Raw genomic sequence first — 19,937 nt, 5'->3', positions numbered from 1 at the left:
GAGTGTACCAGCTTACGCGTCTTCGGACTGTTTGTCCTCGGCCTCTGCGCTGGTGTCGCGTGCCTTGCGGGCGCGCTCGTCCATGAACTGGTCGAATTCCGACTTGTCCTTGGCTTCGCGCAGACGCTCCAGGAAGGCCTCGAACTGGTCCTGCTCCTCTTCGAGGCGGCGCAGGGTCTCGGTCTTGTAGGCGTCAAAGGCCGTGTTGCCGCTGGGTTTCATCGCGGCCGCCCCGGCGCGATGCACTTCGTAGCGGCGGGAAGAATGGCGGCAGGATTTGCGGAACATGCGTTTACTCCAGATCATGTAAGCGAGAAGGGCGAGGCCGACAGGCCAGAAGAAGACAAAGCCCAGGACCATCGCGGCGATCCAGGCACCTTTGCCCTTGCTGTCGAGCCAGGCCTCGGATTTGCCCAGCCAGGACATCTGAGAGGTGCCCTGAGAGGAATAAGCCGTGGCGGTGGCGGGGGTCATGTCAGTTCTCCGTTTGTGTCAATGTGAAGGCGTTTCACATTACACTAGATCGGAATGCCAATGCCCTGACACAAGGGTCTATGTGAAAAGATTTTACATTATTCTGAATTACTGAATAAAATCAGCCTGTTCAGCGCCAGAAATTTCGCCAAGAACGGCTGACTTTAGCCGGAAAACATGGTGCGGCGTGCCGGCAGCGGCCCAGATATCCTCGAACTCCAGCAGCCGCGGGTCCAGCCAGGCCCGGATCGGGTTCAGATGCCCGACCGGAGAGACGCCGCCAATGGCAAAGCCGGTCTGCGCCCGGATCAGCGCCGCATCGGCCTTGACCAGCGGCTCCCCCGCCACAGCTGCCGCCTTGTCGCTATCCACCATATTGCCGCCCGCCGTCAGGAAAAGCAGCGCCGCGCCGCTCTCCGCCCCCGCAAAGATGATCGACTTGGCGATCTGGTCGAGGTGACAGCCCACCCCGTCCGCCGCCTGCTGGGCGGTGCGCGCCTCGCCCAGTTCAACAATCTCCACCGGGATACCGGCGGCCTCTAGGGCGGCGGTCACACGTTTGCGGCTCTTGCTCATGGCGGGCTCCGGTCTGTTGCGGGGCGCACCATGACCCCCTTCCGCCCCATTGACCAGCCCCGCAATGCGTCGCACATCTCTGACATGAGTTTCGCCGCCCGCATGACGCGCTGCCCGCGCCCCTTTGAGCCTGATCGCGCCACGGATGCGCGCCAGGCCCTTGATCTGGCTGGACCTTTGGGGGATCTGATCGCCGGGGCAGGCGGGTCGAGCCCCTATCTGCTGACCCTCATTCAGAAAGAGGCGGACTGGATCGGCCCGGCGCTGGACGATCCCGAAACCGCCTTGGCCGAAGAATTCGCCCGCCTCCGCGCCCTGCCGGAAGAGGCGCTGAAATCCGGGCTGCGTCAGGGCAAACGCCGGCTCGCCCTGCTGATCGCCCTGGCCGATCTGGCGGGCGTCTGGCCGCTGGAACAGGTCACCGGCCATCTGACGGAGTTTGCCGACCTTGCCTGTGACCTGGCACTCGGCGCCGCGCTGGCCCCGTTGCAAAGGCGCGGAAAACTACCCGGCGTGACGGAGGAGGATCTGGAGACCGGAGCGGGAATGGTCATTCTCGCCATGGGCAAGATGGGCGCCGGAGAACTCAACTATTCCTCCGACATCGACCTCATCAGCCTCTTCGACGAAGAGCGGCACCGCGACACATTCGATGAGGTCCGCGCCGGTTTCATCCGCGCCACCCGCACCATGGCCGCCACGCTCAGCGACATTACCGACGAAGGCTATGTCTTCCGCACCGACCTGCGGCTGCGGCCCGACCCTTCCGTCACGCCGGTCTGCCTGTCGCTGGAGGCGGCGGAGCGGTATTACGAATCCCTCGGCCGGACCTGGGAGCGCGCCGCCTATATCAAGGCCCGCCCCTGTGCGGGCGACCTTGCCGCCGGGGATCGATTTCTTGAGGCATTGCGGCCCTTTGTCTGGCGCCGCCACCTCGATTACGCCGCCATCCGCGACGCCCATGACATGCGCCGCGCCATGCGCGACCACAAGGGGCTGCACGGGGCGATTACCCTGCCGGGCCATGACCTGAAGCTGGGCCGGGGCGGCATCCGGGAGGTCGAGTTCTTCGCCCAGTTCCACCAGCTGATCGCCGGTGGCCGTGACCCAGGCCTGCGCAGTCGCGGCACGGTCGAGAGCCTGACCCGGCTGGCCGACGCCCGCTGGATCCCCGCCGATGTCGCGCCGATGCTGGCCGGGCATTACCGGGCGCTGCGGGAAGCAGAACACCGGGTCCAGATGGTGAACGATGCCCAGACCCATGCGCTGCCCGGCAGCGACGAGGGGATCGCCCGCATCGCCTGCCTGTCGGACATGGAGCCCGCCGCCTTCCGCAAGGCGCTGAAGGCCCGGCTGGAAGAGGTCCATGCCACCTGCGAACGGTTTTTCGCGGGCGAGGCGCAGAAGCTGGGCGTCGCGACCGCGCCAACCGATCTGCCCGTCGACGATGCGCTGGTGACGCGTTGGCGCAGCTATCCCGCCCTACGATCCGCCCGCGCGCAGGAGATCTTCCAGCGCCTGCGGCCTCGCCTGCTGGAGGCGCTCTCCCGCGCCGCCCGGCCGGAGGAGGCGCTGGCGGCCTTCGACGGCTTCCTCGCCGGTCTGCCCGCCGGTGTGCAGCTTTTCTCTCTGTTTGAGGCGAACCCGCAACTCATTGATCTGCTAGGGGATATCACCGGCACGGCGCCCGATCTCGCGCTGTATCTGTCGCGCAATTCCGGGGTCTTCGATGCGGTGATCGGCGGCTCTTTCTTTGCCGATTGGCCGGGGGCGGAGGCGCTGACGGCGCAGCTCACGCGCACACTCTCCCGCGAACCCGATTACGAGACGCGGCTCGACGCTGCCCGCCGCTGGCAGAAGGAATGGCATTTCCGCGTCGGCGTGCATCACCTGCGCGCGCTGATCCCGCCGGAGGAGGCCGCGCGCCAATATACCGACCTTGCCGATGCCGTCCTCCGCGCGCTCTGGCCCGAGGTTCAGGCGAATTTCGCCACCCGCCACGGGCCCCCGCCCGGACGCGGGGCGATTGTGCTGGGCATGGGATCGCTGGGCGCGCGCAGGCTGTCTGCCCGCTCCGACCTCGACCTGATCGTGATCTATGACGCGGATGGGCAGGAGGCCTCCGAAGGCCGCCGCCCTTTGCCCGCGCGGACCTATTATGCCCGGCTGACACAGGCTTTGGTCACTGCGCTTTCGGCGCCCACGGCCGAGGGGCGGCTTTACGAGGTCGACATGCGCCTGCGCCCCTCCGGCAATCAGGGGCCGGTCGCCACCTCGCTCGCCGCTTTCCGCGAATATCAGGAGGACAAGGCCTGGGTCTGGGAACATATGGCGCTGACGCTGGCCCGCCCCGTGACCGGGCCCGACGCGCTGATGGAAGAGGTCGAGAGCTTCCGCCACGATCTGCTCTCCCGCCCGCGCGACGCTGAAACCCTGCGGCTGGAGACGGCGGAGATGCGCGCGCGCATCGCGCAGGCCAAGGGCGCGGGGGCCGATTGGGACATGAAGCTGGGCCGGGGCCGCATGCAGGAGATCGAATTGCTGAGCCAGGCCGGTGCGCTGGCCGCCGCCCGGCCGGACGCCGATCTGAGGCAGGGGCTGGAAGGGGCAGAAGCCGCAGGATGGCTGCCGGGGGGCGGTGCCGCGACCCTGGCCGAAACCCATGCCCTGTTGTCCCGCCTGCACCAGACGGCCAAGCTCCTGTCAGACAAGCCGCTCGACCCCGATGCTTTGGGCCAGGGCGGCTGCGCCCGGTTGCAGGCGGCGGCCGATGTGTCGGACCGGGCCGCGCTGGAGGCGCTTCTGACCGCGCAGCGAGAGGCCGCAGGTGAGATGATCGACCAAGCGCTGCATGTCGACAAGGAGGATGGCGCGGATGCCTGAGGCCAAAAATCCAAACGATCCCAAAGGCCTGATCCGAGAATCCTACCGGATCGAGAATATCGGGGAGGCGGAATGCCGCTCCATCCTCATGGACTGGGCGCTGAGCCTGCCCGATGAGATCGCCCAACTCGATGCCTTGACCGCCTTGCTGGCACAATATGGCGTGGCAGAGCCGGATCACCCGATGACCCGTCTGATGCAGGAGGGGCTCGCCCCCATGACGCGCGGCGGGCGTCGCGGTGGCCGGGCGGGACGGCGGCAACATTAGGCTGCGTCCATCCGTCCCGGTTGGGAACGCCGGGCAGGGGGTGAATACATTCCTGAAATGAGATATATTGACCGGGACTCATCCGGCCGGAGCTTTGCCATGCCCAAACTGATCCGCCTCTATATCATCAGCGTCCTGATTGGCTTTGGCATTGCCGCCCTCTTCGCCGCATTGCTAATCGGGCTTGACGTGGGTGGGCTGCGTCACCTCGTAACGGGGTCGTCCAGCGGCTATCTGGCGGCCTTCCTGCTGTGGTTCTTCAACGGCATCGTCTTTGCCGGGGTGCAGTTCGCCATCGCGATCATGCAGATGAAGGAAGACCCCGGCCCGCGTGGCGGCCTGCGCCTGCCGCTGACGCCCGCACCGCAGCGGGCGGTTCAGCCGGTCCGGCAGAAAAGATAGGGCGGCGGGCCCGCACGCAACCGTTTGGGTGACGCATTCCCGAGGACCTGTTCATACAGGTGGGCGCCGGGTAACCGAACCAGGGCTCGGACAGAGCCAGCTCCCTCGGATTTGCTTAAGGCCACCGGAATGTACCCGTTCACGAGAAGGGCAGCACCCGCCTCGGCAGGAGATAGGGGATGGGAGGGGCGCCGACAAGGGGGTGTCTCAAATGCTGCCGTCACCGGGGCGTGAGGCAGTGGATTTGCGCAATTATGGCGCAGTGCCTGGGGCGGTGCCTGCGATCTCGCCCCGCTACTCCGTCACCAGCCCGTACTCCCCCAGCTCCTCCGCCGACAGGATGTAGATCGCATCCGGCGGCGTCGCCATCCCGTGGCTCAGCAACATCGGATCGACCCCCATCTGGTCGAGATAGCGCATCACCTCGCCCTGTCCGCGCTGGATGTCCTGCACCGCCAGAAAGGCCGGCAGCAGCGTGTTTTCGCCATAATAATGCTGGTGCACGCCCAGCCGCGCGCCCTCCGCCGCGCTGCGCTCAACCCCACCGGCAAAGACATAGGGACAGGCCGAGAGGCACACATCCTCCGCCCCCATCCGCGTCGCGATCCCCTTGGTGCGGATCGCCCGCCCGATCTCCAACGCGTCCGACACCGACCCACCCGGCGAATGCAGACGCACAGGCTCCGCCCCGCCCGCCGCCAGCTCTCGCGCAATCCGCGCCCCGTCTCCGGGCTGGATGCGCCCGGTCAACAGCCGCCCGCCTTCGTCATCCGTGGTCAGCACCATCCGAGTAGGCATTGGCCCCGTCGTTTCGATCCCCGGGGCGGCGGGCAGGGTGGGCTCATAGCGGCGGGTCTGGTCGCCCGGCGACACTGGCGTCTCGAAGCGCGGCGCCTTGGGACCGGAGGAGGGCCAGGAGAAATCCCGCCCGATATCGCCCAGAAACAGCACCGCGCCCAGAACCAGCTGGAAGCCCAGCACCCAGCCCAGCGTGCGCCGGATCGGCTTCAGCTTTTCGGCGTCGGAGATCATTCCGCTGCCTCCCGGCGCGGCACCTCAGGCGGAGGCACGCCCGTTTCAGGCCCGGCGACAGGCTGAGGCGGTTCGATCAGCTCCCGGTCGATCCCGCGCGCGGCATGCAGGGCCGCCCGTAGCTCTGAAATAGTCATCGTGTCCTCGATCGCCGCGCCTTCGCGCCCCTCGCGGATCAGCCCCTGTGTGATCGCCACGATCAGCACCAGAACGGCCGGCAGCAGGTCGATGGCAATCGCGCCGGCCCAGGAGGGGATGAAATTGCGCGCATAGAGGATGACGGCATCAGCGGCGGAAATCGGCGTATAGGTGCTCTCTGCCGGGGGCGGCATGGCGATCACCTCCGCCGCCGCCGTCTGGAGCGTGGCGGCCCGCTGCTGCAAAACCTCCAGCACGGAGGAGATCGTGGCAGACTGGCTGGTCCGGTTTTCTTCCGTCTGGCCATCGAGCTCCGGCAGGACGACGGATGCGGCGAGGTCCTGCGCCGCCCGGTCCACCAGCGGGGCCACCGAAAGCTGCCGCAGCCGGGTGATGATCCCGGCCAGCTGGACCGCCTGTTCTGAAAACTCGACGGAGCGGCCCTCGACCGGCCCCGGCTCCACCGTCAGCGCCCGCATCCGCGACAAAAGCGCATTTCCTTCCGCAAAGGCGCTGTCCACCAGCGGGCCCTGCGCGGCGATCTGGCTTTCCAGCGCGGTCAGCTCTGCTGACTTCTGGCGCAGCACGCGGAACACCGCGCCCCGGCCCGCGAGGCCCGACAAAGTCCCGGCCGCCTCCTGCTCCGACAGGTCTTCGAACGACTGCCGGACCCGCGCCACATCCCGCTCAAGCCCTTGGGCAGAAATGGCAATCTCATGCGCCCGCTCCAGCGATCCCTGATAATCCTGCACGGTTTCCGCCAGATGCTGCTCTACCGCCGCGGCCCCGGCCAGCGCCGCTGCATTCAGCCAGGAGGACATGGCAACAATGGCCAGCGACCCCAGCCCCATGGCGCCCAGAAGACCCATTCTCGATCGTCGCGTCTGCATCGCCGGGAAGAGCCGCATCATGTAGGACCAGAAGACGAAAATCCCGGTCGACACGGCGACGGAATAGGCGATGGCGGCAAAGGCCTTCATCGCCCCGTCGCCATCCAGCAGCGTCGAGACCCCCAGATAGGTGTAGATGCCCGACGCTACAGACAGCACGCCAAGCGCCGCCCCCGTAAAACTGTCGAGCCAGCCAAGATGCCCCTCCAGCTCCCGCGCCATGCGGGCGCCGCGTTCGGTTCCTGCGGACATATGTTCCCCCTTGAAGACCCTGATGAAAATAGGGCCGGAGGCAGGGTCGCGCCAGCCCGCACGCCCGAACCTTGCGTTTGTTCACGCAATGTTCATGATGACGTTATGAGTATCACGGAACCCGATCTGTCCCTTTTCCAGCCCGGCCAGCTGATTGCCCGGGGTGTCAGCCGTCTGCTGCTGAGCCATGATTTCGCTGTTCTGGAGGAATTCGTGCCAACCCGTGGCCTGCGGGTCGACGTGATGGGGGTTGGTCCGAAAGGGGAGCTCTGGGTCGTGGAATGCAAGTCCAGCCGCGCGGATTACATGTCCGACAGCAAATGGCAGGGCTATCTGGAGTTCTGCGACCGGTTCTTCTGGGCCGTGGGGCCGGACTTCCCGGTAGAGCTTCTGCCGGAGGAAAGTGGCCTGATCATCGCCGATGCCTGGGGCGGGGAGATTGTCCGCATGCCGTCAGAGGTGAAACTTGCAGGCGCCCGGCGCAAGATGCTGATGCAGAAGATCGCGCGGGACGGGCTGCGGCGGCTGCAGGGCTACCGCGACCCTCAGATCACCTCCGGCCTGCTCTGAGGCTCACTTCCGACGCTTCTTGCCCATGGCTTCGGCGGCCTGTGCGGCGGCCATGATCTCTTCGGCAATCTCGCGCGCCTCGTCCGGGTCGAAATCCATCGGGATCTCGGTCTTTCCGGCTTCGATAAAGAGGCGGACCATGCCCTGGTCGGTCGGGCCGATCTGCAGATTGGCTTCGATGTCACGTTCCGTGTCGATGCTCATAGGGGCCTCCTGTTTCGGATGAACGTGGCTATCGCGCCGCGCCGCAGGATTCAAGTCGTCGCTGTACGTTCGGATCATGCTGTTGCCGGGCTCTGTCCTAGGAATCCGCAAGAGTTGGCTTAAGGTGCATTTACACTGTAAGGTGGATTTTGAGATTTGGATATATAGCAAGCAATTACAATGTCTTACATGAACCAGGCGATGTGTTTCTGAATCTGTTTAGGTAGAAAAATTATTAATCTTGATGTATTGGTTGAACTTTTGCCGGCCAGTCACCCCCGCCATCTGTCCTCAGATCATGCGTTCCGCCGACGGCTGCCGGAGGCCCAAGCCCTGGGAAAGGCGCGCGCCAGACCGGCGCGGCAAATTTTCCCGTCAGTGCACACTTGCAATCGACATCGGGGATCTGTAAGTGCCCCTGCACGTGCCGCCTTAGCTCAGTTGGTTAGAGCGCTGGATTGTGGATCCAGAGGTCCCCTGTTCAAGCCAGGGAGGCGGTACCACTTCCCTCCGCACATTGCCCGGCAAGCCGACAGTCCGGACCTACCAGAGGTCCCACCGGCCGAGACTTAGAACCATAAGGCTGAGCAGCGCATTGGTGACCGCATGGGCGATGATCGCATCGCTCAGCCGCCCGCGCACCGCTGTCGCAACGCTGAAGGCAACACCCGCCAGGATACCGGCGAACCAGCTTGCATGCAGCAGGCCAAAGACGACGGCGCTGATCGCAACCGCCGCCGGGGTCAGCCTGCCCTGGGCCACCGTCGTGAAATCCGCCGAGATGGCGCGCCGCTGAAGGAAGCCGCGAAAAGCCAGCTCTTCGATCACCGGAACGACGATGGCGGTGCCAACCAGGCGGAACAGGATCCACAGCAGCACAACAGAGGGCGACCATTGTGCCAGAATACCCGGCATGGCGCGTTCCTCTGCCGTGGTCGCCGGGGCCAGCGCGACCCAGATCACAAACAGACCGACGCCAATCAGCCAGGGCGACAGACGCTGCAACAGGCTGCCATGGCCCCACCACTCACGCAGTGGCGGCAGATCGTACCGCCCCCTGAAGTGCCAGAGCAGGCCCGCACAGAGGATCACCTGCCCCCCATAAACCGGATTGGCCCCCTGGGTGAGGTCGGTCTGAAACGCCGAGGCCAGCAGGCTGAGGGCAAGCCAGACCAGGAAGGGCAGCAGATAGGCCGCCGTCGGATTGTCGCCCGACCGCAGCGCCGGCGCATTCTGTCGGTCCTGCACCCAGGGCACGCGCCGTGCCACCGCCACAAGCCCGATTGTCAGGGCGCAGAAAAATATCCAGCCGGCCATCGAATGGAAGGCGCCTTTGGCAAGCTCCGGATTGACATAGGCGCCGATGACGATCAGCAGCGCCAGCCGCATGGCATTGGCGATGAACGACACCATCAGGCCGACGGGCAGCAGGATCAGTGCATGCGGAAAGCGGTGTTCGGCCCGGAACCGAATGAGATAGCCCGTCATGAAGGTCGCGATCAGGGCCATGCCCTCGATCCCGGAACAGGTTCTGTCGACAAAGACCGGGAAATCGCCCAGCTGGATGACCTGATGCTCGGGATAGACCGTCACGTCGCCACAGCAGGCCTGCAACATCCAGGAGGTCAGGTGCAGCGTCGGTCCCGCAAGACGCGGCCAGTAGGGAAAAATCAGCAGGGTGGCCAGCGCGGCCACCGCCCCAAGCGCGAGAGAGGCGAGCAGGGGCAGCGCCGCCTCCCGGAAGAGCGGCACCAGAGCCTCGCCCAGCAGGGACCGCGTCAGGGCCGCGACGCTGACCAGCGCCAGCGCCATCAGCGCCACCAGCCCCGCCACCCCCGTCATTGCGGCCAATTCGGGCCGAGCCAGGACCGACACCATGCCAAAGGCAAACCCGGCCGCCGTCACGACGTGCAGAATGGCCCAGCCTGCCTGCACAGGGCCGACATGCGGCGCAGCGCCACGCAGCGCTTGTTTCAGCGGGTCGCGGAAAAAGATCAGCGCAGCACAGAGCGCAAGAATGAAGACGCCGACGCCGAGGCTGGATTGCCACAGGATCGTCAGCCAGATCGCCGGCAGTTGTTTCAGGTCCGCCCCGTCAAATGCCCAGGCCAGCCCCATAAAAAGCAGCGTGTATTCTGCAATGAGCAGAGCTGGTATGGCGCTTGCACGCCATACCAGAGAAACGTGGCCTTTTGGAAAGGCCCCATCGATTTGCATGATTTTAAAGAATTAAATCGAACGGCCGCGATTGCCGGCCATAACAGCGATCCCGCCAAGAACAAGGATCAGCGCCGCAACAGCGCCTTCGGCTCCAATTTCCGGTGCGCTAAATCCATTCGGATCGACGCTGGAAGTCGGGCAGAAGGATGCGGGGCCGGGGCACGCATGGTCGTAGGCATTGGGGTTCGGGTTGGCATTGCCCACGCCATTTTTGGCGAAAACGGCGCCGGGGATAGTTGTTGCAGCGGACAGAACAGCTGCAGATGCAATAAGTTTAAGTGACTTCATGTCTATGACTTTCTAGTCTGATCACCCTCAGGTCGGGCCGATCCAAATATGGCAGAAATATGACCCCGTAAACATCACATTTGTCGAATGTCAAAATCTCGGCTCGTTTTTGCTGCACCTGCATACCAGCGACGGCGAGCAGGGCTGTCGCAGCTAAATCTACGGTTGAAGATTCCTTGAGATTTGGCGACGCAGCGTTTCCAAATTGGAAATAATTAAACTGGATTGCCTGTTAGTCTTCTATGGCGATTCGTTTCAATTCGCGACCCTCTGAATCGAAAATCACGATCTCGTCGCTACCGGTCACCACGGCGTACCAGCCACGCCCCGCCGTAAAGGCCGTGGCAGTCTCTCCGGCGGGCAGGGCGATCGTGTCGGGCAATGTCGGCCCCTGCGACCGGAAACTGATGACAATCAGGGCGATCAGGACTATCAGCCCCGCAATCATCACCCCGGCCAATACGGTCACCAGAACCTTCAGGAACCGCAGCTGCGGGATGTCCTGCATGTCAGCCTCGGAAACGCCGTCCTTGTCGAACTCATCCGCCACGCCTGAAACTCCGGTCCTTGCCATCCGCATCGGGGCCAATCCGCCCGCCCGCCTTGATAAGGCGCTGGCCCGCGATGTGCCAGAGGAGGCGGCCCTGTCGCGCACCCGGCTGGCCCGGATGATCGCCGAGGGCGAGGTGACGCGCGACGGTGCCCCCCTGACCGACCCCAAGGCGAAGGTGGAGGAGGGCGATATCATCGAAATCGCGCTCGCCCCGCCGGAGGAGGTGGAGACCCTCGCGCAGGCGATCGCGCTCGACGTTGTCTATGAGGATGAGGATCTGATCGTCATCAACAAACCCGTCGGCATGGTCGTGCATCCCGCACCGGGCAGTCCGGACGGTACTCTGGTCAATGCGCTGCTGCATCATTGCGGCGACAGCCTCTCGGGCATCGGAGGAGAGAAGCGGCCCGGCATCGTGCACCGGATCGACAAGGACACCAGCGGGCTACTGGTCGTGGCCAAGACCGACCGCGCCCATCATGCCCTGGCCGCGCAGTTTGAGAAACACAGCTCTGAACGCGCCTATCTGGCACTCTGCCACGGTGTGCCCTCGCTTGCCGATCCGCGGTTGCGCGGGCTGGCGGGTGTCAGTGCGGACGGGGCGGGCGTGGTCAAGATCCAGACCCGTCTGGCGCGCCATCGGACCGACCGCCAGAAACAGGCCGTGGTATCCGATGGCGGTCGCCATGCCGTCACCCGTGCCCGGCTGATCGAGGCCTTTGGTGACAGCGCTGCGCTGGTCGAATGCCGGCTGGAGACGGGGCGTACCCATCAGATTCGGGTGCATATGGCCTATATCGGTCACGGGCTGGTGGGCGACCAGACCTATGGCGGGCGTCGCAAGGCCGGCAGGAATGTGGGGGCTTTGGCCGCGCACGGTCTTAATTCGTTCCCCCGGCAGGCCCTGCATGCCGCCGTGCTGGGCTTTGAACATCCCGCAGACGACCGCTGGCTGCGGTTCGAGGCGCCGCTGCCACCGGATATGGCCGAACTTCTGGCCGTGCTCCGGTCCTGAGCGGGGACGGCAATCTGCCGGGATGGCTATTCCGGCTGTTGTGCACCGATGCGACCCGACCTGTGCGTTTCGGGCAGTTCTCCCGGCTGCGCCGAAAGGGCAGACTGAGTTCACCAGCTGACACATGGGCGTGAAGTTTTCGAAATGTGGATGCGACCACGACAGAAATCCGTTCATGGTGCGTTAATCTATCAGGCGTAACGGACTTGAAAGGCGTTCGAGGCGCTCCTATCTGGCATGTTAATCCCCTAAACATCAGGGGTCGCGAAAGGACAGTGTGATGGGAAACTATGCAAATCTCCCGGCTCCGACGCCGGAAGGCGGTCTGAACCGCTACCTTCAGGAAATTCGCCGGTTCCCGCTGCTGGAACCGGAACAGGAATATATGCTCGCCAAACGCTGGGTGGAGGATCAGGACACCGATGCTGCCCACCAGCTGGTGACCTCGCACCTGCGGCTCGCCGCCAAGATCGCCATGGGTTATCGCGGCTACGGCCTGCCGCAGGCCGAAGTGATCTCTGAGGCGAACGTGGGTCTCATGCAGGCCGTCAAACGCTTTGACCCCGAAAAGGGCTTCCGGCTGGCGACCTATGCCATGTGGTGGATCCGCGCCTCGATCCAGGAATATATCCTGCGGTCCTGGTCGCTGGTGAAACTGGGCACCACCTCCGCGCAGAAGAAGCTCTTCTTCAACCTGCGTAAGGCCAAAGCCCGCATCGGCGCGCTGGAAGAGGGCGACCTGCACCCCGACAACGTCAAGCAGATCGCAACCGATCTGGGCGTGACGGAGGATGAGGTGATCTCCATGAACCGGCGGATGTCAGGCGGGGATGCCTCGCTCAACGCGACCGTCGGCTCCGAAGGCGAGAGCACGATGCAATGGCAGGACTGGCTGGAGGACGAAGACGCCGACCAGGCCGGCGACTATGCCGAGCGTGACGAGATGGACACCCGCCGCGAACTGCTGGCCGAAGCGCTGGACGTTCTGAACGAGCGGGAGCGGGATATCCTGTCGCAACGCCGCCTCAGCGAAGAGACGATCACGCTGGAGGACCTGTCGGAGCAATACGGCGTCAGCCGTGAACGTATCCGCCAGATCGAGGTTCGTGCCTTCGAGAAGCTTCAGCTGCGCATGCGTGAACTGGCCCAGAGCAAGGGCATGCTGCCCGCCGCCTGACTTCCTGCTGCGGCTGGAAGCGTTCCGTAAGGTCAGCGGCGAAACACCGCCACTCCGGCGCCAAAACAGGGTTGCCTGTCAGGGGCCAGAAATCTAGCCTCCGCCCACCCGGCGGAGGCTTTTTACGACCATGAAGCAGGTGGTCTTTCACCTTCCCGAAGCCTGGCTTTCGGACCGATCCCAGATGCTGCCCTTCTACCGTAAATTGGTTAAGGGTCTGAAAAGGCTGAGGATTGAACATCGGATTGAACCGCTGGATCGATCCCGGATCCTGACGCGCATCGATTCAGATCAATCGTTCCACATCGTGAATCACGCACGGATCGGCCATCCCAGGGCGCTCAGCGCCGGGGTGGCCTATCTCTATCCGTTCTGGCACCTCGATCCCGACGGGATCCGGGCCTTTTCCTCGATCCGGGGCATGAAATACGACCCCGGCGAGATCGACAGCCGCGCTGCAAGCCGCTTTTTCGACCGGCTCCACCGGCGCCACGTCATCGATCGGAAATCGCGCTATGACCAGCCCCGCGACCGGGAGGTGATCCCGGAGGGCTGTATCGCCGTTTTCCTCCAGGATGAGACCAACAGGATCGTCGGCGAGACCACCCATATCGACCGCTGGACCATGCTGGAGACCTGCCTTGCCGCCGCTCAGGACCGTCCGGTCGTTGTCAAACCGCATCCGAAGGAGATTTCGCTGGATACGATGGACCGGCTGGTGGCCCTGCAGGAACGCTGGCACCAGCTGCAGATCAGCCTCGCCAATATACACGATATCCTTGGCGCCGCCTCCCGCGTTGTCACAATCAATTCCGCCGTGGGGGTAGAGGCCTATATGCATGAAAAGCCTGTCATTCTCTGCGGGCAGGCCGATTTCCACCATATCGCGACGGAGGCGCGCGACCCGGTCGAACTGGCCGAAGCGCTGGTCGCGCCGCCGCCGGATGTCGACTTCCGCCGCTATATCGACTGGTATTTCAGGGGGCAGTGCCTGAATGCCGGGGCGCAGGATCTGGTGGACCAGTTCCTCAGACGGTTGCGGAGCCGCGGATTCGCCTCCTGATTGTGTCATGTTGACGTAACGGCAGTTCAGGCCCATCGTCCACAGGATGTAAACGGTTGGGAGGGAACAATGTTAAGATCAGCATCTGCCATGGCACTGGCACTGGCACTTTTGGCGGGGCCAGCCACGGCTGCGCCCAAGAAAATTAATACAGAACAGGAATTCCGGACCTTGGTCGTGGGCCGGACCTTTGGCAACGGCGATTACTCCGCCGTGATAAAGGCGGACGGCACGATGTCCGGTGCCCGCAAGGATGGCGTCAAGATCGTCGGAAACTGGGCGTGGAATGGCAAGCTGTGGTGCCGGAATATTGCCATGGGCAAACAACAACTGGGGACCGATTGCGGGACCTGGACCATTGATGGCAACAAGTACCGGCTCGTGATGGGCGATGGTAAGGGCAAACCTCAGGACGGTACGATCAAGTGATCAGCGGCGGGGCGGTCGCCGTCTGCGTCGAAACTCTGTGACATCCAGCATCAGGACAGCGACGCCCAGCGGCAGCATCCAGAACCCCAGCACCGGCAGGAATCCCAGGACCCCGCCAAAAATCAGCAGGAGCCCCAGCACAGTCCTCAATCCAAAGGGGACGGTGCGCCGCACCTTCACCAGCCACCGCCTCAGGCGGGCGCGCAGGCTATGGTGCGGCGGTGCGATGTCAGTCCTCCATCGCCTCCAGCTCATCGATGAAGCCCTCGATCATGCTCAGGCCCTTGTCCCAGAATTTCGGGTCCGAAGCATCGAGGCCGAAGGGGGCCAGCAGCTCCTTATGGTGCTTCGATCCGCCCGCGCGGAGCATATCGAAATACTTGTTCTGGAACCCTTCGGGCTGCTCCTCATACGCCGCATAAAGCGCGTTCACCAGCCCGTCGCCAAAGGCATAGGCATAGACGTAGAACGGCGAATGCACGAAATGCGGAATGTAGGACCAGAAGACCTCATAGCCGTCCATGAAGTCGAACGCCGGCCCGAGGCTTTCGGCCTGCACGGACATCCAGATCTCGTTGATCTCTTCCGGCGTCAGCTCCCCGCCGCGCCGTGCCTCGTGCAGCTTGCATTCGAAATCGTAGAAGGCGATCTGGCGCACGACCGTGTTGATCATATCCTCGACCTTGCCGGCCAGCAGGGTCTTGCGTTCGCCCTGCGACTTCGCCTCTGCCAGAAGCTTGCGGAAGGTCAGCATTTCGCCAAAGACCGACGCCGTTTCGGCCAGCGTCAGCGGGGTCGAAGCCAGCAGTTCGCCCTGTTCCGCCGCCAGCACCTGATGCACACCATGGCCCAGCTCATGCGCCAGCGTCATCACGTCGCGCGGCTTGCCAAGGTAGTTGAGCATCACATAGGGATGCACCTCCGTCACGGTCGGATGGGCAAAGGCGCCGGGCGCCTTGCCGGGCTTCACGCCTGCGTCGATCCAGCCTTTGGAGAAGAAGGGTTCTGCAATCTCCGCCATCCGCGGATCGAACCCGGCATAGGCCGTCATCACCATCTCCTGCGCCGTGGGCCAGTCGACGGTGCGCGCGGGCTCAATGGGGAGCGGCGCATTGCGGTCCCAGACTTGCATCCGGTCCAGGCCCAGCCATTTCCGCTTCAACTCGTAATACCGATGCGACAGACGCGGGTAGGCAGCGACCACGGCATTGCGCAGCGCTTCGACCACCTCGGGCTCGACATGGTTCGACAGGTGCCGGCCGGTCTGGGCCGTGGGCATGCCGCGCCAGCGGTCCATGACCTCTTTCTCCTTGGCCTGCGTATTATGCACGCGGGCAAAGATGCGGATGTTTTCGCCCAGCACGCGGGCAATTTCCTCCGCCGCCGCCTGACGGGTGTCGCGGTCGGGGTCGGTCAGCAGGGTGGTCGTGGCCTCCAGCCCCAGCTCGTCGCCATTGACGAAGAAGGTCAGCCCCGCGACGGTTTCGTCAAAGAGCTTCTCCCAGGCATCGCCGACCACGCCCATGTCATGCAGGAATTTCTCCATCTCATCCGACAGCTGGTAAGGCTTCATCGTGCGGATGCGGTCAAAGATCGGCTTGTATCGGGCCAGTTCGTCATTCTGGCCGTAGAGCTTTTCAAGGAAATCGTCGGGCAGCCGGTTCAGCTCCAGCGAGAAGAAGACGAGCGGCGTGGTGAAGGTCGTCAGCTTGTCCTGCATATTGGACATGAACTGCACCCGCGCCCCGTCGGTCGTGTGCTGGTAATAGCGCAGCCCGGCATAGGACATCAGGCGGCCGGACACGGTCGACAGTTTCTCGTCCCGCTGGATGCAGCGCAGCATCCCGGCGGCATCGAGCGTCTCCAGCTTGCCCTCGTAATCCGCGGCAAAGCTCGCGCATTCCTCCTTGAGCCAGTCCAGATCGCGCTGGATCTCCGGCGCATCGGGGGCGGCATAGAGGTCGGTCAGGTCCCATTCCGGCAGTTTCCCCAGATCCTTGCCCCCGGCAGAGGCATTTGCGTCGAACAGCGGTTGCGGATGGGTCATGGTCACTCCTTTGGCTCGTTGCGCCAGACATAGGCGGCGCGGGCAGGGGCGGCAAGGGCAGAGGGGGTGGCACGGGCCCGCGATGCGTCGACGGCAGGCCGCCGGGCGCCTTAACCCAACCCCAGCTCACGCAGCCCGCGCCGCACCGTCGCCACCACCGCGCGATGCTGCGGAATGCTGGCGACATGCGGCGTGACCAGCACGCCCGGATGATCCCAGAGCGGGCTGTCCTTCGGCAAAGGCTCCACCGCAAAGACATCAAGCGAGGCACCGGAAAGATGCCCGCTGTCGAGCGCCGCCAGCAGGTCGCCCTCTACCAGATGCGCGCCGCGCCCCAGCTGGATCAGCGCCGCCCCCTGCGGCAGCTTGGCGAAAAAGCCGGCATCAAGCAGGCCCTGCGTTTCGGGCGTCAGTGGCAGCACATTGATCACGATGTCCTGCTGGCTAAGGAAGGCGTCCAGATCGGCGGTCAGCATATGTACCATCCGCGCATCGCCCGGCTCCGGCGGGCGCCGTGACAGCGTCGTCACCGGATAGCCCAGATCGGCCAGCGCCTTGCCTATCGCCCGGCCCATATGTCCGTAACCCATGATGCCCACACGCCGCAGCGTGGGGCTCAGCCCGGTGATGCGGCGCGCCCAGTCGTGGCGCGCCTGCGCCCGCACCGCCTCCGCCATCTGCCGGTGATGCCAGAGCACGTGGAACACCGCAAACCCGGCCATCTGCAGCGCCTGATCGGGGTCTTCGACCCGGTAGAGCGGCACGTCGGGCAGGGAGGGGCAATGTTCGATCCCGTCCACCCCGGCACCCGCCGAAAAGACGGCGCGCAGGTTGGGGTAGGCGGTGAAAGCATCCGCCGCCGGTTTGAAGGTCAGGGCAAACTGAACGGCGGCGGGGTCGGTGACCTCCTCCGGGCCAAGCAGGGTGATTTCCGGCGCATGCTCCGCAAAGGATTTCGAAAACAGCCGCTTGAGGTCAAGCGCCGAACAGGTCGCGACCCCGATGACGCCGCTCATTCCGCAGCCTGCCCCCAGCCGCCGCCGGGCACGGCGGCCAGCAGCTTCTGGGTATAGTCGTGCTGCGGGTTCAGGAAGACCTCCGACACCGGCCCGATCTCCACCAGCTTGCCCTTCTGCATCACCGCGATCCGGTCGCAGAGCTGCGCCGCCACCCGAAGGTCATGGGTGATGAAGAGGATCGACAGGTCGAACTGCGTGCGCAGGTCGCGCAGCAGGTTCAGCACCTGCGCCTGAATGGACACATCAAGCGCGGAGACCGCCTCATCCGCGATGATCAGCTCCGGGTCCATGGCCAGCGCCCGGGCAATCCCGATCCGCTGTCTTTGCCCGCCGGAAAACTCATGCGGATAGCGGTCCACGGCATCGGCGCCGAGGCCCACCGTCTCCATCAGCTCCTTCGCCCGCTGGCGTGCCTGATCCTTCGGCACGCCCTTGGCGATCGGGCCGTCGGTCAGCGCCCGCAGGATCCGGTGGCGCGGGTTGAGAGAGGCATAGGGGTCCTGAAACACCATCTGCACCTTGTGGCGCGCGGCCCGCAGCTCTGCCTCCGTCAGCGCAGCCATATCGGTGCCACCGACCAGCACCTCACCCGCATCGGGCGTCACCAGCCGCACCACGGCCCGACCCAGCGTCGACTTGCCCGACCCAGACTCGCCCACCAGCCCCAGCACCTCGCCCTTGGCGATGGTCAGGGAAACATCGTCGATCGCATGCACATCGCGGCGCGGGCGGAACATGCCGCCGCCGGTGCGATAGACCTTCTGCAGATGCCGGATCTCCAGCGCCGGGGCCTTGTCCACCGCGACCGACTGCGCCACCAGCCCCGAGGGGATCGCGTCAAGCAGGCGCTTGGTATAGTCGTGCTGCGGATCCTCCAGCACGGCCTTGGCGCTGCCCCGCTCCACGATCTCGCCATGGCGCATGACGATGACCTGATCGGCAATCTCCGCCACCACGCCGAAGTCATGGGTGATGAACATCACCGCCATGCCGCGCCGCTCCCGCAGGTCGAGGATCAGCTTGAGGATCTGCGCCTGCGTCGTCACGTCCAGAGCGGTGGTTGGCTCATCCGCGATCAGCAGCTCCGGCTCCAGCGCCAGCGCCATGGCGATCATCGCCCGCTGCCGCTGCCCGCCCGACAGCTGGAAAGGATAGGCGCGGATGATCTTTTCCGGGTCGGGCAGCTGCACCTCCCGGATCAGCGCCAGCGCCTTTTCACGGCGTTCGGCGGGGCGGTGGCGGTCATGCGCCTCGAACACTTCCGCGATCTGGTCACCGATGCGCATCAGCGGATTGAGAGCCGTCATCGGTTCCTGAAAGATCATCGCGATCCGGTCGCCGCGCAGGGCACGTTGCTGCGCCTCAGGGATGCGCAGGATGTCGGTGCCGCCGAATTCCGCGGTGCCCTTGGCCACGCTCACGCCCTCCGGCAGCAGGCCCATCAGCGCATTAGCCGTCATCGATTTGCCCGACCCGGATTCCCCCACGACGCAGAGGATTTCCCCGGCGCCGATCTCATAGGAACAGTCCTTGACCGCCAGCGGCCGGTCCGCGCCCTTGGGCAGGGCGATCGAGAGGTTGGAGATCGTCAGCACGCTCATGACCGGCCCTTTCGCGACAGATGCGGGTTCAGCGCATCGTTCAGCCCTTCGCCGATCAGGTTCAGCGCCAGCACGGTCAGCACGATGGCAACCCCCGGGAAGAACGACAGCCACCAGGCCGACCGGATCACCGTCCGCGCCGCCCCGATCTGGTAACCCCAGGACATGATATTGGGATCGCCGAGGCCAAGGAAGGAGAGGGAGCTTTCCAGCAGGATCGCCGTCGCCACCATAAGCGACGCCATGACGATGATCGGAGAGACCGTATTGGGCAGCACCTGCCGCACGAGGATATGCATATTGGTCAGACCGGCGAGCCGCGCCGCATCGACATATTCCCGCTTGGTGACCGACATCACCTCTGCCCGGACAAGCCGCGCGACCGGCGGCCAGGAAACGATGGCGATGGCGATGGTAATGGAGGTCAGCGTCGGCTCAAGGATCGCCACCAGCACGATGGCGAGCGCAAAGTTCGGGATGGTCTGGAAGAATTCGGTGAAGCGCATCGCGCCCTCATCAACCCAGCCGCCATAAAACCCCGCCAGAGCCCCCAGCGGCACGCCGATCAGCAGCGCCATGACGGTTGAGACAAGCCCCACCAGCAGCGACACCCGCGCGCCATAGACCAGCCCGGCCAGCACATCGCGCCCCAGCGTATCGGTGCCCAGCGGCAGCCCGTCGGTGGTGAAGGGCACGAGGAAGGGCCGCTGCACCATGGTCCATGGCCCGCGCGGATAGAGCATCGGCGCCAAAGCTGCGACCGCGATCACCGCGATCAGGATGATCAGGCCCAGCAGGGCCCCGCGATTTGTGATGAAGCGTTTCCAGAGGGTCAT

Annotated in this window: 21 protein-coding genes and 1 tRNA gene; 9 read left to right on the top strand and 13 right to left on the bottom strand. The window is 64.6% G+C overall.

Translation table 11 applies throughout. The features are described 5' to 3' along the window. Positions 1–12: 12 nt before the first annotated feature. Positions 13–474 (bottom strand): DUF2852 domain-containing protein, encoded by a 462-nt coding sequence (locus ACRARG_RS01565; protein ID WP_432688219.1) that lies wholly within the window; start codon positions 472–474, stop codon positions 13–15. Positions 475–582: 108 nt separating this feature from the next. Continuing rightward, a complete protein-coding gene (locus ACRARG_RS01560; RefSeq protein WP_432688218.1) occupies positions 583–1,050 on the bottom strand; it encodes a YbaK/EbsC family protein in 468 nt (155 codons plus the stop codon). A gap of 84 nt (positions 1,051–1,134) precedes the next feature. Here ACRARG_RS01560 and ACRARG_RS01555 point away from each other — a divergent pair, with 84 nt between their 5' ends. The 3 genes from ACRARG_RS01555 (at position 1,135) to ACRARG_RS01545 (ending at position 4,603) form a co-directional block, all read left to right on the top strand. Beyond that, positions 1,135–3,933: a [protein-PII] uridylyltransferase family protein gene (locus tag ACRARG_RS01555; protein WP_432688217.1), complete on the top strand. Its 2,799-nt coding sequence runs from the start codon at positions 1,135–1,137 to the stop codon at positions 3,931–3,933. Continuing rightward, on the top strand, positions 3,926–4,201 hold the full coding sequence (locus ACRARG_RS01550) for a hypothetical protein (RefSeq protein ID WP_432688216.1): 276 nt from the start codon (positions 3,926–3,928) through the stop codon (positions 4,199–4,201). Before ACRARG_RS01555 ends, ACRARG_RS01550 begins: the two co-directional genes overlap by 8 nt. A gap of 99 nt (positions 4,202–4,300) precedes the next feature. Then, positions 4,301–4,603 (top strand): hypothetical protein, encoded by a 303-nt coding sequence (locus tag ACRARG_RS01545; RefSeq protein WP_432688215.1) that lies wholly within the window; start codon positions 4,301–4,303, stop codon positions 4,601–4,603. 294 nt (positions 4,604–4,897) lie between these two features. On the opposite strand, the gene ACRARG_RS01540 is transcribed toward ACRARG_RS01545, so the two are convergent. Further along, on the bottom strand, positions 4,898–5,635 hold the full coding sequence (locus ACRARG_RS01540) for a COG3904 family protein (protein ID WP_432688214.1): 738 nt from the start codon (positions 5,633–5,635) through the stop codon (positions 4,898–4,900). Then, positions 5,632–6,915, bottom strand: coding sequence for a hypothetical protein (locus ACRARG_RS01535; protein WP_432688213.1), 1,284 nt, complete (start codon positions 6,913–6,915; stop codon positions 5,632–5,634). The genes ACRARG_RS01540 and ACRARG_RS01535 overlap by 4 nt, the downstream gene beginning before the upstream one ends. Positions 6,916–7,020: 105 nt before the next feature. Between ACRARG_RS01535 and ACRARG_RS01530 the strand changes: the two genes are divergently transcribed. Further along, positions 7,021–7,485: an MmcB family DNA repair protein gene (locus tag ACRARG_RS01530; RefSeq protein WP_432688212.1), complete on the top strand. Its 465-nt coding sequence runs from the start codon at positions 7,021–7,023 to the stop codon at positions 7,483–7,485. A 3-nt stretch (positions 7,486–7,488) separates the two neighbouring features. On the opposite strand, the gene ACRARG_RS01525 is transcribed toward ACRARG_RS01530, so the two are convergent. Continuing rightward, a complete protein-coding gene (locus ACRARG_RS01525; protein WP_432688211.1) occupies positions 7,489–7,689 on the bottom strand; it encodes a DUF6324 family protein in 201 nt (66 codons plus the stop codon). Between the two features lie 426 nt (positions 7,690–8,115). On the opposite strand from ACRARG_RS01525, the gene ACRARG_RS01520 reads away from it, so the two are divergent. Then, positions 8,116–8,192, top strand: a tRNA-His gene (locus tag ACRARG_RS01520). A 40-nt stretch (positions 8,193–8,232) separates the two neighbouring features. Here ACRARG_RS01520 and xrtE read toward each other — a convergent pair. The 3 genes from xrtE to ACRARG_RS01505 form a co-directional block, all read right to left on the bottom strand. Next, entirely contained in the window at positions 8,233–9,807 is a 1,575-nt protein-coding gene (gene xrtE, locus ACRARG_RS01515; protein WP_432688210.1) for an exosortase E/protease, VPEID-CTERM system, read from the bottom strand. Between the two features lie 111 nt (positions 9,808–9,918). After that, a complete protein-coding gene (locus ACRARG_RS01510) occupies positions 9,919–10,197 on the bottom strand; it encodes a hypothetical protein (protein WP_432688209.1) in 279 nt (92 codons plus the stop codon). 232 nt (positions 10,198–10,429) lie between these two features. Continuing rightward, positions 10,430–10,747, bottom strand: coding sequence for a DUF6476 family protein (locus ACRARG_RS01505; RefSeq protein ID WP_432688208.1), 318 nt, complete (start codon positions 10,745–10,747; stop codon positions 10,430–10,432). Here ACRARG_RS01505 and ACRARG_RS01500 point away from each other — a divergent pair. The 4 genes from ACRARG_RS01500 (at position 10,728) to ACRARG_RS01485 (ending at position 14,434) form a co-directional block, all read left to right on the top strand. After that, positions 10,728–11,765 (top strand): RluA family pseudouridine synthase, encoded by a 1,038-nt coding sequence (locus ACRARG_RS01500; RefSeq protein ID WP_432688207.1) that lies wholly within the window; start codon positions 10,728–10,730, stop codon positions 11,763–11,765. The genes ACRARG_RS01505 and ACRARG_RS01500 overlap by 20 nt on opposite strands. Positions 11,766–12,045: 280 nt before the next feature. Further along, the gene (rpoH, locus tag ACRARG_RS01495) at positions 12,046–12,942 is read left to right on the top strand and encodes an RNA polymerase sigma factor RpoH (RefSeq protein ID WP_432688206.1); all 897 of its coding nucleotides are present in this window, start codon (positions 12,046–12,048) and stop codon (positions 12,940–12,942) included. A gap of 130 nt (positions 12,943–13,072) precedes the next feature. Beyond that, entirely contained in the window at positions 13,073–14,005 is a 933-nt protein-coding gene (locus tag ACRARG_RS01490; protein ID WP_432688205.1) for a capsular polysaccharide export protein, LipB/KpsS family, read from the top strand. A 90-nt stretch (positions 14,006–14,095) separates the two neighbouring features. Beyond that, positions 14,096–14,434: a hypothetical protein gene (locus ACRARG_RS01485; protein ID WP_432688204.1), complete on the top strand. Its 339-nt coding sequence runs from the start codon at positions 14,096–14,098 to the stop codon at positions 14,432–14,434. Here the strand turns inward: ACRARG_RS01485 and ACRARG_RS01480 are convergent, their stop codons facing one another. From ACRARG_RS01480 to ACRARG_RS01460, 5 genes are all read right to left on the bottom strand, one after another. Further along, a complete protein-coding gene (locus ACRARG_RS01480) occupies positions 14,435–14,614 on the bottom strand; it encodes a hypothetical protein (RefSeq protein ID WP_432688203.1) in 180 nt (59 codons plus the stop codon). It lies immediately after the preceding gene. 49 nt (positions 14,615–14,663) lie between these two features. After that, on the bottom strand, positions 14,664–16,481 hold the full coding sequence (locus tag ACRARG_RS01475) for a M3 family oligoendopeptidase (RefSeq protein WP_432688202.1): 1,818 nt from the start codon (positions 16,479–16,481) through the stop codon (positions 14,664–14,666). 110 nt (positions 16,482–16,591) lie between these two features. Further along, positions 16,592–17,497, bottom strand: a complete 906-nt coding sequence (locus ACRARG_RS01470) for a 2-hydroxyacid dehydrogenase (protein WP_432688201.1) — start codon at positions 17,495–17,497, stop codon at positions 16,592–16,594. After that, positions 17,494–19,101, bottom strand: a complete 1,608-nt coding sequence (locus ACRARG_RS01465; protein ID WP_432688200.1) for an ABC transporter ATP-binding protein — start codon at positions 19,099–19,101, stop codon at positions 17,494–17,496. The genes ACRARG_RS01470 and ACRARG_RS01465 overlap by 4 nt, the downstream gene beginning before the upstream one ends. Then, positions 19,098–19,937 carry an ABC transporter permease gene (locus ACRARG_RS01460; RefSeq protein WP_432688199.1) on the bottom strand — a complete coding sequence of 280 codons (840 nt, stop codon included), beginning with the start codon at positions 19,935–19,937 and terminating at the stop codon, positions 19,098–19,100. Before ACRARG_RS01460 ends, ACRARG_RS01465 begins: the two co-directional genes overlap by 4 nt.

This window comes from Pseudooceanicola profundi (assembly GCF_050897955.1).
Classification (GTDB): Bacteria; Pseudomonadota; Alphaproteobacteria; order Rhodobacterales; family Rhodobacteraceae; genus Pseudooceanicola.
This window is presented reverse-complemented; position numbering and strand designations above follow the sequence as displayed.

Excerpts from the sequence above, each read along its gene's own strand:
- ACRARG_RS01565 (WP_432688219.1), bottom strand. The coding sequence starts at position 474 with ATGACCCCCGCCACCGCCACGGCTTATTCCTCTCAGGGCACCTCTCAG.
- ACRARG_RS01560 (WP_432688218.1), bottom strand. The coding sequence starts at position 1,050 with ATGAGCAAGAGCCGCAAACGTGTGACCGCCGCCCTAGAGGCCGCCGGT.
- ACRARG_RS01555 (WP_432688217.1), top strand. The coding sequence starts at position 1,135 with ATGAGTTTCGCCGCCCGCATGACGCGCTGCCCGCGCCCCTTTGAGCCT.
- ACRARG_RS01550 (WP_432688216.1), top strand. The coding sequence starts at position 3,926 with ATGCCTGAGGCCAAAAATCCAAACGATCCCAAAGGCCTGATCCGAGAA.
- ACRARG_RS01545 (WP_432688215.1), top strand. The coding sequence starts at position 4,301 with ATGCCCAAACTGATCCGCCTCTATATCATCAGCGTCCTGATTGGCTTT.
- ACRARG_RS01540 (WP_432688214.1), bottom strand. The coding sequence starts at position 5,635 with ATGATCTCCGACGCCGAAAAGCTGAAGCCGATCCGGCGCACGCTGGGC.
- ACRARG_RS01535 (WP_432688213.1), bottom strand. The coding sequence starts at position 6,915 with ATGTCCGCAGGAACCGAACGCGGCGCCCGCATGGCGCGGGAGCTGGAG.
- ACRARG_RS01530 (WP_432688212.1), top strand. The coding sequence starts at position 7,021 with ATGAGTATCACGGAACCCGATCTGTCCCTTTTCCAGCCCGGCCAGCTG.
- ACRARG_RS01525 (WP_432688211.1), bottom strand. The coding sequence starts at position 7,689 with ATGAGCATCGACACGGAACGTGACATCGAAGCCAATCTGCAGATCGGC.
- xrtE (WP_432688210.1), bottom strand. The coding sequence starts at position 9,807 with ATGGGGCTGGCCTGGGCATTTGACGGGGCGGACCTGAAACAACTGCCG.
- ACRARG_RS01510 (WP_432688209.1), bottom strand. The coding sequence starts at position 10,197 with ATGAAGTCACTTAAACTTATTGCATCTGCAGCTGTTCTGTCCGCTGCA.
- rpoH (WP_432688206.1), top strand. The coding sequence starts at position 12,046 with ATGGGAAACTATGCAAATCTCCCGGCTCCGACGCCGGAAGGCGGTCTG.
- ACRARG_RS01490 (WP_432688205.1), top strand. The coding sequence starts at position 13,073 with ATGAAGCAGGTGGTCTTTCACCTTCCCGAAGCCTGGCTTTCGGACCGA.
- ACRARG_RS01485 (WP_432688204.1), top strand. The coding sequence starts at position 14,096 with ATGGCACTGGCACTGGCACTTTTGGCGGGGCCAGCCACGGCTGCGCCC.
- ACRARG_RS01475 (WP_432688202.1), bottom strand. The coding sequence starts at position 16,481 with ATGACCCATCCGCAACCGCTGTTCGACGCAAATGCCTCTGCCGGGGGC.
- ACRARG_RS01470 (WP_432688201.1), bottom strand. The coding sequence starts at position 17,497 with ATGAGCGGCGTCATCGGGGTCGCGACCTGTTCGGCGCTTGACCTCAAG.
- ACRARG_RS01465 (WP_432688200.1), bottom strand. The coding sequence starts at position 19,101 with ATGAGCGTGCTGACGATCTCCAACCTCTCGATCGCCCTGCCCAAGGGC.
- ACRARG_RS01460 (WP_432688199.1), bottom strand. The coding sequence starts at position 19,937 with ATGACCCTCTGGAAACGCTTCATCACAAATCGCGGGGCCCTGCTGGGC.